The sequence below is a fragment of the Hymenobacter sp. CRA2 genome, assembly GCF_002007105.1.
Classification (GTDB): Bacteria; Bacteroidota; Bacteroidia; order Cytophagales; family Hymenobacteraceae; genus Solirubrum.
Genome location: NZ_MVBC01000017.1, coordinates 69,992 through 83,042, shown reverse-complemented (window position 1 = coordinate 83,042; position 13,051 = coordinate 69,992). Strand labels below are relative to the sequence as shown.

Annotated in this window: 7 protein-coding genes; 2 read left to right on the top strand and 5 right to left on the bottom strand. The window is 64.0% G+C overall.

Annotated elements, in window-relative coordinates; all coding sequences use genetic code 11:
* Window positions 1-52: 52 nt before the first annotated feature.
* Window positions 53-1,042 carry an AAA family ATPase gene (locus tag B0919_RS21405; RefSeq protein WP_078014339.1) on the top strand — a complete coding sequence of 330 codons (990 nt, stop codon included), beginning with the start codon at window positions 53-55 and terminating at the stop codon, window positions 1,040-1,042.
* A gap of 104 nt (window positions 1,043-1,146) precedes the next feature.
* Here B0919_RS21405 and B0919_RS21400 read toward each other — a convergent pair whose 3' ends face one another.
* The 5 genes from B0919_RS21400 to B0919_RS21380 all read right to left on the bottom strand — a co-directional run bounded on the left by B0919_RS21400 (window position 1,147) and on the right by B0919_RS21380 (window position 11,707).
* The gene (locus B0919_RS21400) at window positions 1,147-3,969 is read right to left on the bottom strand and encodes a fibronectin type III domain-containing protein (RefSeq protein ID WP_078014338.1); all 2,823 of its coding nucleotides are present in this window, start codon (window positions 3,967-3,969) and stop codon (window positions 1,147-1,149) included.
* A gap of 572 nt (window positions 3,970-4,541) precedes the next feature.
* A complete protein-coding gene (locus tag B0919_RS21395) occupies window positions 4,542-5,795 on the bottom strand; it encodes a lipopolysaccharide biosynthesis protein (protein WP_078014337.1) in 1,254 nt (417 codons plus the stop codon).
* A complete protein-coding gene (locus B0919_RS21390; RefSeq protein WP_078014336.1) occupies window positions 5,795-7,027 on the bottom strand; it encodes a glycosyltransferase in 1,233 nt (410 codons plus the stop codon). The genes B0919_RS21395 and B0919_RS21390 overlap by 1 nt, the downstream gene beginning before the upstream one ends.
* A gap of 159 nt (window positions 7,028-7,186) precedes the next feature.
* A complete protein-coding gene (locus B0919_RS21385; protein ID WP_078014335.1) occupies window positions 7,187-8,803 on the bottom strand; it encodes a T9SS type A sorting domain-containing protein in 1,617 nt (538 codons plus the stop codon).
* A 120-nt stretch (window positions 8,804-8,923) separates the two neighbouring features.
* Window positions 8,924-11,707 (bottom strand): TonB-dependent receptor, encoded by a 2,784-nt coding sequence (locus B0919_RS21380; RefSeq protein WP_176133167.1) that lies wholly within the window; start codon window positions 11,705-11,707, stop codon window positions 8,924-8,926.
* 148 nt (window positions 11,708-11,855) lie between these two features.
* On the opposite strand from B0919_RS21380, the gene B0919_RS21375 reads away from it, so the two are divergent.
* Entirely contained in the window at window positions 11,856-12,749 is an 894-nt protein-coding gene (locus B0919_RS21375) for a YicC/YloC family endoribonuclease (protein WP_078014333.1), read from the top strand.
* Window positions 12,750-13,051 lie beyond the last annotated feature (302 nt).

Sequence of the window (13,051 nt, the reverse complement as noted above, 5' to 3'; positions counted from 1 at the left end):
TGCCTTGTGCGGGGCTGATTGTACCTTTAGCCACTTGTCAGCGCCGACGCCCATGCCCGACCCCTCGTATTCCCCCGACCTCACGCAGCACTACCAGCAGAAAATCCGGCAGGTATCGGCCGAAGTCGGCAAGGTGGTGGTGGGCCAGCAGTACATGCTCAACCGCCTGCTCATCGGGCTCTTTACGGGCGGACACGTGCTGCTTGAGGGTGTGCCCGGTCTGGCCAAGACGCTTACTATCAGCACACTGGCTCAGGTGCTGCACCTGCACTTTCAGCGGGTGCAGTTTACGCCCGATCTGCTGCCCTCCGACCTGGTCGGCACCATGATTTACAACCAGGCCACGTCGGATTTTGAGGTCAAGAAGGGCCCCATTTTCGCCAATCTGGTACTGGCCGACGAGGTGAACCGTTCGCCGGCCAAGGTGCAGTCGGCCCTGCTCGAAGCCATGCAGGAAAAGCAGGTGACCATCGGCGAAACCACGTTTCCGCTCGATTTGCCCTTTCTGGTGCTGGCCACCCAGAACCCCGTAGAGCAGGAGGGGACCTACTCGCTGCCCGAAGCGCAGGTGGACCGCTTCATGCTGAAGGTGTACGTGGACTACCTCAAGAAGGCGGAGGAGCTGGAGGTGATGCGCCGCATGGCCAACCTCTCCTACGCCAGCGACGTGCAGGCCGTGCTCACCAAGGAAGACATTTTCGGCATCCGCGGGCTGATCAACCAGGTGCAGATTTCTGATACGCTGGAGAAGTACATCATTGAACTAGTATTTGCCACCCGCAAGCCCGCCGAGTACGACCTGGCCGAGTTTGCCCAGTATGTGCAGTACGGCGTAAGCCCGCGCGCCAGCATTGCCCTGCACCGGGCGGCCCGCGCCGTGGCCTTCTTCGACGAGCGCGACTATGTGCTGCCCGAGGACATCAAGGACGTGGCCGCCGACGTGCTCAACCACCGCATCATGCTCACCTACGAAGCCGAAGCCGACGGCGTACGCACCCAGGACCTCATCGAGGCCATGCTGCGCAAAGTGCCCATCAGCTAGAGGATTGTAGGGGGACGATTAAGAGGCCTTTACCTAGCCACTCACCAACAAAAACCGCGCCTTCAGCCAAGGCCGAAGGGGCGGTTTTTGTTGGAGCTGGGCGGTTATTCCACCACCACGCGCTTGGTTACTGGGCCGGCAGCCGTGGTCAGCTGTAGCGTGTATACGCCCTTGGGCAGGCCGCTCACCTCGACCTGCGCTTTCAGCCCCGCGGCCGCCGGTGCAAACCGGTGCTGCCGGACGTTTTGCCCCAGCGTGTTGAGCAGCGTGGCCTGCACGCCCGCGCGGCTGAGCGACGCCGGTAGCTGCAGCCAGAATGCCTGCTGGGCCGGGTTGGGGTACACGTCGACTTGGGCGGCTAGTGCGCCGGACCGGCTAGCCGTGGCCACGTCGATGGTGACGATGTAGTCCTCGGTTTCGCCCGAGCCCACCTGGGTGCAGGCGTCGCCGGTGCCGAGGCCGGCGCCCGTGGTCCGGCTCCGGATGCGTAGGCCCGTGGGCCCTGGCTGCGCGGTAGCCGGGATGACAAGGCTGGTGCCGGCGGGTACGTTGGCCTGCCCGCCCACAATTACCTGCACGCCCTCGGCTGCTTCGTACTGACCGTTGCGGTTCAGATCGAGCCAGGCTACAATGTCGGCTGCTCCGCCGCTGGCCGTTACGTTGAGCCGGTAGGTCTGGCCGCGCAGCAGCGTGGCCGTGGTGCTGCCGGCAGCGGGGTAGAGCACGTAGTAGTTGCCGCTCGAGCCCGAGCAGCCGCTGGCATTGTTGAGCGTAGTGTTGGGAATGGTTACGGCGCTAATATTCGGCGGGCAGCTACCCCCGAGGTTGGTGGTGCAGTAGGGGACCAGGGTAAAGCTCGTGGTAGCCGGCAGTGAGGTCAGCCCGCCGGTGCAGCTTGTCGTCACGCTGAAGGAGTAGCTGACAAGCGGCGAAAGGCCCGTAACGGCTACCGGCGACGTCGTGGCGGCCAGGGTCGTGGGCGTGCCACCGCCCGCAGGTACGTACGACACCACGTAGCCGGTGGCGTTGGCCGGACCCGTGAAGCTTACCGTCGCGCCGGTGCTGCCGTTAGCCGTTACCGTGAGGCCCGTGACGGCCGGACACGGCGCGGCGCTGCTGAAGGTCAGCGTAGCGGGCTGCGAAGTCTGGCCTGCGCCGCAGCTGGCTACTACGCTCAACGTGTACGCGGTGCTGGCTGTGAGACCCGTGAGCTGCACCGGCGGGGCCGTGGCGGGAATGGTAGTGGCCGTGCCGCCCTGGGGCGTGAGCGTCACGGTGTAGCTGCTGCCGTTCGAGGGGCCGGTGAAATTGAGCTGGGCCGAAGTGGTGGTGACGTTGGTAACGCTCAGGCCCGTAGGGGCCGGGCATGCTGCCTGGGTAGTGAAGCTGGTGCACACCGGCGGGGCTTGGCCACCGCCGGCGCAGTTGCCGGCCACGCACACCTGGTAAGTGGTGCCGGGCGTCAGGCCCGTGAGCATAGCCGGGCCCGATGCTACCTGCATGGTGGTGGCTGTGCCGCCCTGCGGCGTGTATGTGAGGGTGTAGTCGGTGGGCCTGGGCAAGCTATTAGGCACGTTGAAGAGCACTTGAGCCGAAGTGGTGGTAATGTTGGTGGCCGTCGGGGCAAGACTCAGGGGCGGGCAGGGCGGCACGCTGGCTACGCAGATGGCAAAAGTGCCAACACTACCGGTGCTGAAGGTGCCCGTTTCGTCGACGAGCAGGTAGTACGTTGTGTTCGGAGTCAGGCCCGTGGCGCTGAGCGTGGGCGCCGGACCCGACGAGGACGTGCTGGTGGCACAGGCCAGCTGCGTGAAGCTGCCCGAGCAGGAAGTGCCCTGCAGCAGGATAACGCGCCGCGCCGCCTCCCCATCGACGGTGACGTAGAAGCTGGTGCTGCCGGGGCCGCTGGCCGCTGTGGTGACGGTAAACCAGACGTCGTGGCGCAGGGACGAGTTGCCGCCGCAGCCCAGTAGCAAGTTGGAGGCGGCGGAGGACGTAGCCCCGCTGTTGCTGGCCGCCATAGGCGTACAGACGCTGCCATTCAGCGGCAGGGCTACCGCTCCGCAGGGCTCGTCGTTCGGAATCGGCACCCGAAAGGTGTAGGTAGCCGTAGCCTGGCCGCCCGTCGGGCAACTGCCCGTGGCTCGTACCGTGTAGCTGCTGCCGGGCGTGAGCCCCGTCAGCGGCAGCGGCGAAGCAGTGACGGTGAAGGTGCCGAAGGTATTCTGGGCCGTGTTGTTCTCGATGGCCACGGTCAGCGGCCCCGCGTTGTTCAGGCCCGGTGTAACGGCTAAAGTGCCCGTGGTCAGGCCCGTGCTGGTAAACGCGCCGATAAGCGGTTGTCCGCAGGTGGGCGCGGCGGGCCCGTCGGTGAGGCAGATGGTAAACGGCCCCGGCGTATCGTTGTTGGTGGAGCCGGCTACCTGGATGTAGTAGGTGGTGTTGGCCGTGAGCGAGCCGGTGGTCAGGCGTGGCGCTACCGTGTTTGGGGTCGTAGCGGCGCTGCAGTCGAGCTCGGTAAACGGCCCGGTGCACGAGGCGGCGGTGAACAGGTGAATGATGCCCGCCGGGTTGCCCGTGACGGTAATAGCTGCCCCGAAGCTGGTGGGGCCGCTGGCGCTGGTGGTGAACTTGAACCACACATCCTTGGGAAGGGTGGCCGTGCCGCAGCCGCTGGGGTTGGTGTAGCCGTTGGGCGTGGTCGTAGTAGCGCCCGCGTTGGTGCTCAGCGTGGGGCTGACGCACAACGCCCCGTTGGCAGTGAGCGTGACGGCGCCGCAAGGGTCATCGTTGGCCGGCGCCTGTGCCTGCGCCCCGCGGCTGAGGGCCAGCAAGCTCAGCAACAGTGCCCCGCTAATGCCACAGCGCTGGGCAAGCCGCAAAATGGTCCGGCCCCACTGGCCGGACAAGGGTAGTAGTGTTGGCATATGAGAGGAAAGGATGGTGGAAATCAGCAATCAACTCCCGCCGGACCAGGCGGAGTACGCGTAAGCGGGGCCGGAAAACCCGGTGGATAAAAGGCCACAAACGAGCGTAAGTCGCTCGGGTAACTGCGGGTGGCAAATGGCCGAGTTAATGTATAAAAAAGCCTGCGTCATGCCAGTGACGCAGGCCGTAGAACCCAAGGATAAATAGTTTGGGAAGGAAGCTTATTGCCCCGCCGCGGGGCACCTGGGTGCATGGCCGGGCGGCATATGCAGCCGTAGTGGGCCCAAGCCCGGGGCTGAGACGTTCGTATCCGATCCAAGCCGCTGACTGCCCCGCGGCACCAGCAGCTGGCGGACCAGGCGCCTGAGGGCATCAGGCAATTTGCGCAGCAGACTAGGGCAGAGCAGGTGGCCCAGAAAACGTACCTAGGAAGGTGCGGCCGGGCGGTATGCCCCGGTAAAAGGCGCCCAGTGTCGAGCGTTTTGTAATGACTGCATCGAGCCGTGCACCGCTGTTGCTGCCCAATCAAGACCTGAGAGTATACAGCCAGCACAGGCAGCCCCGCGCCGCTTTATCCGCGCTGGCGCCAGCTCATGATGTCGCGCCAGCGCGGGCGCAACGACTTCAGCGGCAAACCCGACGCCCGGCGAAACTGGGTAAGCAAATAGCTGGTGGAAGCCACGTAGGATAGCGTAGTGGCCAGCGCCGCGCCGGCGGCGCCCCACAGCGGAATCAGTGTGGTGCAAGCCAATAGCGTTACCGCCAGACCTGCCGTAGCAGCCAAGTTGTTGACGCGGTAGATGCCCTGGCCGGCAAAGTAGCTGTTGAGCAGCATCGTCAGGCTGACGGCCAGCACCCCGGGCGCCAGCAGCGCAATGAGCGGGCGGGCGGCGCCGAACTCAGGGCCGAACACGGCGGCCAGCACGGCGGCTGGCAACAGCAGCAGCACCAGCAGAGCCGCCGCGGTGGCCAGCAGGGCCGTGCGGGCTATGCGAACCGTGTGCGCGGCCTGCCCCGCTTTATCATCGGCGTGAACCATATCCACGTATTGCACCTGCGAAACGGAGCGCGGAATCAGCCAGATGGCCTCGGCCAACGCCACGCCTACCGACAGCACGCCCACGGCCTGCGCCCCGGCCAGCGCCGCCAGAAAGTAGTAGCTGAGGCGGTAGTTGAGAAAGGCCAGGATGTTGGAAAAATGCGCCCCGCGGCTGTGTCGGGCTAGTTCGCGCGTGGTGCTGCGCAGCTCTTGCAGCGTGCCGCGCCGGGCATCGGGCAGGCGCAGCAGCAGCAGCAGGCTGGCCAACAGCGGCAGGCCGTAGGCCACGTAGCAGGCCCACCAAAACACGGCTACCACGCGCACCTGCAGGCCCCAGAAGACAAGCAGCAAGGCGGCGGCCAGCAACCCGGCCTGGATCAGGTTGAGGTAGTTGTAGGCTTGTTCGCGGCGCCGGGCCAGCAGCAGCGTGGTGGTAATCGAAAAGGCAGCCTGCACCCACGACACGGCGAACAGATGCCCGGCGTAGGCCGCGCCGGTGCCGCGCCATAGCCAGATGCCCACGGTGCCCAAGGCGCAAACCAGCGTGGCCCAGGCCAGCGCCGGGCCGAACAGGTGCCACACGCTGCGCCGCGGTGCCAGGTAAATCAGCGACGAGCCGCCCAGCAGTCCGATAAACAGCAGCTGTAGGGCCACATCGGTCACAAACAGGCTGATCTGCCCCCGGCCCGCGGCCCCCAGGTAACGCGCCGTGAGCAGCACCACCGCGAAGTTGCACAGGGCCACGCCCAGCCGAGCCGCAAACGTGTGAAACAGGCGCAGCAGCATCAGACCGGCAGTGATGAAGGCAACGGTAAGCCCAACACGCGGCGGTACAGCCCGGCGAGCTGCTGGCCTACCACGGGGAAGCTGAAGCGTGCTGCGTCGGCGCTGACGGCGGCAGCCGCCGGTTTGGGCTGGCTGAGCAATTCCTCGATAGCGGCGGCCAGTGCCGCTTCGTCGCCGGGCGCTACCAGCCGGCCGCGGGCGTCGGTGCCGGCTAGCAGCTCGGGCACGCCGCCCACGCGCGTAGCCACGGCCGGCAGCCCGCTGGCCTGCGCTTCGATGAGCACGCAGGGGAGGTTTTCGTAGTTACTAAAGAGCACGAAAAGGTCGGCGCGGCGCATTTCGGCGGCTACCTGCGCGTGACTGAGCTTGCCCAAAAACTCGACCCCGCCGCTCCGCACGAGCCCCAATTCGTCGGCCAGCCGGTGCAAGGCTGCCTCCGCCGGGCCGTAGCCGCCGATGCGCAGGCTCAACTCCGGGCGGCTGGCCCGTAGCCGGGCCACGGTGCGCAGCAGGCCGCTCAGGTTTTTGGCCTGTTCATTAAAAGCCGCCACGTGCAGCAGCCGTCCGCCGCACGCCGGATCGGAAGGCGGCAACTGCTCGGCTGCGGTAGGCGGGTGAAATGCCGTCGTATCCACCACGTTCGGAATGACCACGCTCCGCGCATTCACGGCGCCGAACCGGGCCAGGGCCCGTTGTAGGTCGGCCGACACGGTGTGCAGCGCCGCCGCCCGGCGCACCACGGCGGCCGTGAGCCAGCGCCGCAGCCGCCCGAGGTGGTGGGCGTTGGCGGGCAAATACAGCGTCCAGTGCTCCGTCACCAGGTAAGGCAGCCCGGTCAGCCGCTTCAGCGCCCAGGCCACCAGGCCGGTGCGCAGCAGCACATGTACGTGCACCAGCTGCGGCGGCCCCCAGCGGCGCCGCAGCTGCCGGTAGCCGTGCCCGATGCAGCCGAAGTACAGCAGCAGCTTCAGCGGCTTGTCGAGGATGGCTAACCCCGTGAGCCGGGCGCGGTAGTAGTAACGCAGCGTCGGCACGGCGGCTTCCCAATCTGCCTCCAGCTCCACCAGCTGCTGCAGCGGTCCGCGCGCCACGGTGGCAAATAGTACGGCCGCCTGCGCGTAGGGCGCCACCGCCGCCACGTGCCGCTCCACAAAGTCGCCGTCCTGCACGTCGTAGCGGTGCGGGTACCACTTGGGCAGCATGAGCACGCGGGGCAACGACGAATCGGGCATGAGGAGCAAACGGTCCGCATTGGCGCGGGCGGAGCAAGTTCGGCAATCAGCGGCGGAAATGAACCTGGAGGCCCGGCCGAAAGCCAACGGCCCGCCTCCGGAAGGAGACGGGCCGCGGGACTAACTAACGGGATAGAGTAGGTACGCGTAAGGCGGTAGTTACTTGGTTACCACGAAGCGCACGGCGGCGCTGGTTTCCTCGGTTTGCACGGTGGCCGTGTACACGCCGTTCGTCAGCGTGGCGGGCAGCTTCACTTCCTGCTTGCCGGCGGCCAGCTTCTGGTTTTCCGTCACCACGGCCACTTCGCGGCCGGTTACGTCGAGCACGCGCACCGTCACGGCGCCGGCGCGGCGCAGCTCAAAGGCCACGGCTGAGGCACCGGCCGTCGGGTTGGGGTACACGCCCAGGCCCTGCACCTGGTCCGAGGCTTTCTTGCTGCTGGTCGCCACGGCGCAGTAGTCGGTGGTTTGCGGGTTGAAGTTGGTCCAGCCGCTCAGCCAGTTGGTGGCGCCGAAGGCGCCGCGGTAGGCCACGTTGTCGAAGAAGCCGCCGGCCAGCTTGGCATCGGCAAACGCGGCGCCCGAGAGCAGGGGCGAGGTGCTCTGCGGCAGGAAGCTGGGGCTGGTCAGCGTGAAGTTGTTCGCGTCGAGGGCCAGCGCGGTCAGCGTCGAAATGGTATTGGCGTTGCCGGCCGTGTTCCAGAAGCCCGCCACGTCGTAGGTCGTGGTGCCCGTGCCGGCGGCCTGGAAGTTGTTGCCCATGTCCGCCATCACGTTGTTCTTCAGCGTCAGCGCGCCGCTGGTGGCGTTGGCCTGGGCGCCGGCGCCGTCCAGCGTCAGGCCCGTGGGCCAGCCCGTCAGCACCGAGTTGAAGATGGAAATCTGCGTGTTGCGGCGCAGGTGCATGGCGCGGGTGAAGTTGCCGGTGCCGGGGCCCTGCAGGAAGGCGCTGACGTTGGAGAATACCGGCGAGGTGCGCGGGTTGTTGGAGGTGCCGCCCGCGTCGTTGTCGGATTCAAAGGCCGTGGAGCCGGAGATGTCGCCCTCGGCCGGGTTGCGCAACGTCACCGCGTACTGCACCTTGCCCGAGTAGCCGTTGTCCGTGTCAAAGTCGTCGTCGGTGGCCCCGATGGCCACCAGGTGCTTGGCATTCACCGTGCCCCCGAACCACTCGAAGGAGTCGTCGCCGCTGTTGGACACCTGTACGTAGTCGATAGTGGTGCCCGCGCCCACGCCGGCCAGCGTCAGGCCGTTGATTTCGTTGTCTTGCCCGAACGCAATGCCCGGGTACTCGATGCGCACGTAGCGCAGCGTGCCGGAGTTGTCGTTGGCATCGGTGCCGCCGTATTGGGCGCCCACGCCGCCTTCCACGGTGGGCGTGCCGGCCAGGTTTACCGGCGCCCGACCGCAGATGATCAGGCCGCCCCAGTCGCCGCGGCCGCGGGCGCCGGGAGCTTGGTTCGAGGTGAAGACGATGGGGCGGGCGGCAGTGCCGTCGGCAATGATGCGGGCGCCCTGCTTGATGATGAGCGTGCCCTTCGAAAGCTTGTCGCCGCGGATGATGGTGCCCGGGTCGATGGTCAGCTGCGCGTTGTTGTCCACGTACACGAAGCCCGCCAGCACGTAGATTTTATCGGCCGTCCAGCGCGTGTTGGCCGTGATGGTCCCCGTCACCACTTGCGTCGGGGTGCCGCAGGTCTGGGCCTGGGCCGTCGACAGGGGGAGGGTTGCCAGCGAGGCAAAGGCCAGGAGCGCGGGGAGTAGAAGCTTTTTCATAACCAGAGCGAATGGAGGTGAATTGCGCTGCGAAGGTCTGGAACGACAACGCCCCCTGGGCTACAGGAGGCGTTATCGTTTCGTTAGGAGCAGATTACGTTATTGTGTACTGCGGCGCGGTTAGAAGTTGTACACCAAGCCGAGCGTGGAGTAGTTGCCGCGGCGGTAGCGCGCAAAAGCGCCCCGCTCGTCGCTGCTGATCTTGCCGTTGCGGTCAAAGTCGTAGAGCAGCCGCACGTACTGGTTGAGGATGTCCTGCGCCCCGGCTTTCAGCTGCAGGTGCTTGCCGAAGCCCTTGGTCACGGCCAGGTCAATCACGTGGCGCGGCATCTCGATAATGGAGTAGTTAAACTGCCGGTCGCCCACGAACTGGATGCGCTGGCCCACCACGTTGTACTGCGCCGATACCTGCAGTTTGTGGTCGTCGTCTTGGTAGAACACGCCCGCATTCACCACGTAGGGCGACTGGCCTTGCAGCGCCCGGTTGAAGAGGGCAAAGTTTTCCGTCGAGGCTTTCTTGTACAGGTCCACGCGGCTGTAGATAAATGAGGCGTTCAGCACGAAGGCAAAGCGCTGCAGCACCGGGCTGCTGGTCAGCCCCAGCAAGGACTTGCGCGCTTCCAGCTCCACGCCCGCGTCGTAGGCCATGCGGGCGTTGTCGTACGTGAGGTTCAGCTGCGACGACGAGACGGACTTGGTCACCTGCTCGATGGCGTTGCGGAAGTACTTGTAGAAGGCGCCCACCGAAATCATTTCCGAGCGCGTGGGGTAGAATTCGTAGCGCAGGTCCGCGTTGTAGATGGTCGCGGTCTTCAGGCGTGCGTTGCCGCTGATGTCGGCGTTGAGGCCAAAATCGAAGTAGTTGTAGGTGGCCACCTCGCGGAATTCGGGCCGGTTGACGGTGATGCTGCCCCCCAGGCGCAGCAACGAGCGTTCCGTGAAGTTGTAGGTCGCGTTAAACGACGGCATCGGAATCACGCGGCGTTCTAGGTAAGCCGTATCGGTTGGGTCGCCGTTCTGCAGGTATTTGCGGTTGTATTCCACGCGCACCCCACCCGAGAGGCTGAATTTATCCGAAATCGGGACTACTACACCCACGTAACCGGCCAGCAGGGTGTTTTCGGCGCTGTAACGGTCCTCACCGGTCGTGCCTTCGGCCAGCACGAAGCCGCCGTCTTCCCGCACGTTCTGAGGCGCAAAAATCTCGTTGATCGGCAGGTTAGCCAGGGCCCCATTGAAATTGCGGCCCCGCACGTAGGAGAAGTAGCGGCTGTCGTAGTCACGCTTCTTCTGCTCGGCGTAGAAACCGGCGCGCAGCTTGTACTGGGTGGCCGAGGTGGTGTCGCGGCCGGGCAGGCGGTACTCCCACTGCCCGCTGGTCATATAGGTGTTTTCGCGCAGGTCCGAGAAATACCGGCTCACGTCGAACGCGTTGCCGCCGTTGGGAATGTTCACCCGGAAAGCCCGGTCCGTACCCATCATGCGGGTCGCGCGGTAACGGCTGTAGTCCGGCTCGTCGCGGAACACGTAGTTGTAGCCCGCTGCCCACGACAGCGTCGTGCGGTCTTTGGGGCCCACCTCGTGCGTGCCCTGCAGCTGGCCCGAGTAGATGGTGCGGCTCTGGTAGTGCAGCGCGTAATCGTCGCGGTCCTGCTCCTGATCCACGATGGTGCCCGTGCGGTGCAGCACTTCGTCGGTGCCGTACTGATTCAGGAAATTGCGGAATTCCAGACGGTTGCGGTTGTTGAGGCGCAGTTGCCAGTTATGAATTACCCCCAGGCGGGTGCCCGTCAAGGAGCGCTCATCCTTAAAGAGGTATTGCGGAGCCGGCTGACCGGTGGTCGGGTCCAGCTCAATCAGGTAGCGGTTGCGGTTGATGCTGTACTGCTCGTGGGTGTTCGAGTACGACACCGACGTAACGTTGCTCAGGTACGCCTGCCCGATTTCGAAACGCCGGTTCAAGCCCAGCGACATCCGCAAATCCGGGCGCGCCGTGATGGTTTGCGGCGTCCATTGGTTGCGGAAGCCCACCACCGAGCCTTCCACGCGCTCAGGCGTGCTGTTCGGCAGTTGGCGCTGCCCGCTGTCGAAGCCCAGCCAGTCGGAGTTGCCGCGGGCGCTGCTCATATAGTTCTGGCCCGTGGTGCCGGCACGGTACCAGCCCGATATGCTCAGCGACGTGGCATTGTCGAGCACCGAGTTCTTGGTGTACACTTTCACCGCGCCGCCACCCATTTCGCCCGGCAGTTCCGGCGAGCCGGACTTGAAAATCAGGACCCGGTCGATAACCGAGGAGGGGAGGATATCGAAGGAAAACGAGCGGGTGTCCACTTCCGCCGACGGCGTCAGGGCGTCGTTCAGCAGCACCGTGTTGTAGCGCTCGGCCAGGCCCCGGATGACGATAAAGTTGTTGTTCTGAATGGTTACGCCCGGAATGCGCTTCACCACCTCGGCCGCGTCGCGGTCCAGGGTCTTCACAATCTGGTCGTTCGACATGCCGCTGACCACCACCTCGCTCTTGCGCAGGTCCTGAATCAGCGCCACTTCGGTGCCCGTCTGCTTCTGGCCGGTCACGGTCACCTCCTGCAGGGAGTGCACGTTCTCTTCCAGCGCGCCGTTAAGCGTCGTTTTCTGACCCGCACTTACCACAATGCCCGTGAAATTCATGGGCTTGTAGCCGATGTAAGTCATCAGGATGTTATAGGTACCGGCCGGGAGCTTCAGCTCATAATTGCCCTCCACGTCCACCGGCGCGGCCTGCGTAGTGCCCGGCACTACTACGGTGGCCCCAATCACGGCCTCGCCCGTTTTCTTATCGACGACTTTGCCGACGATAGAACCTTGCTGGGCAAAAGCCAAGCTGCTGACGGTCAGCAGCAAAAACAGTAAAAAAGAACGGCGCATAAGCATGTGCTGGTTAGCGCCGCAAAAGTATTTTGACCCTGTTACGTCAGTATGACGGGCCAGTTATGCTTATGTTATGACATATGCAAGTGCTTGAATGTCTGCATTAGGCCGTACTTTTGTCGTCCCTTTTACACCACCTCCGCCCATGTTGCTATCCATGACCGGCTACGGCGTCGCCCAGCGCGAAACCGAGCACTACACCGCCGTCGTCGAGATAAAGTCGCTGAACTCCAAAGGTATGGACCTCAGCCTGCGTATGCCCCGTTCGCTGGCCTCCAGCGAGTTGGAGCTGCGCAACCTCATCAGCAAGCAACTGGTGCGCGGCAAGGTCAACGTCAGCATCGACATCACCCGCCCGGCCAGCACCCGCTCGCGGGCTACCCTAAACCGTGAAGTCCTGACGGCCGCTTACCAGGAGCTGCAAGCCGTGGCCCAGGAGCTTGGCGCCCCCACCGACAACCTGCTGGAGCTGGCCCTGCGCCTGCCCGGCGTCGTGCAGTCGCCCACCGAGGCCGCCACGCCCACCGAGGAAGAGCTGAACCTGTCGTGGACCGATCTGCAGCCGCTGGTGCAGGAGGCCCTGGACCGGGCCCTGGACTTCCGCCGCACCGAAGGCCAGGCCCTGACCACTGAGATTCTAAGCTACATCGACCGCATCCGCATTCTGCTGGCCGACGTGGACCGCCACGACCCCACACGCCTGGAGAATGTGCGCCGCCGCATGCACGACGGCCTGGCCGACCTCGCTCAGAGCGACCAGTTCAACCCCAGCCGCTTCGAGCAGGAGTTGCTATACTATATCGAGAAGCTTGACATCGCCGAGGAAAAAGTACGGTTGGTCAGCCATCTGCACTACTTCACCGAAACGGTGCACCTGCCCGAATACAGCGGTAAGAAATTGGCCTTTATTTCGCAGGAAATTGGTCGCGAAATCAATACTATAGGTTCCAAAGCCAACGATTCAACCATCCAACACCTCGTGGTGGGGATGAAAGAGGAACTGGAGAAGATCAAGGAACAACTCAATAATATTCTTTAACCGCAAAACCGTGTTTCTACATGCTTCGTAAATCCAATTGAACATTCTCAATACAATTCAGTATAAGAGTATGTATATGCTTGCTCACTCACCTTGCAACTTCCTTAGGTACTGAGTGTATGTTCAAAAAATGCCTTCCCGGTCTCCACAGGCCTTTTTGACTTGAATAGCTTGCGCCGTTTGCTTTTGCACTAAATTATTTTTGTATAAAGTTCTTGCGCACACAGCTTTTCTTCCTAAATTGTGTTATCCAAACAGAATCCCCACGGGCTGTTCGGTAGTTTACCCAGAATGAATGTTCA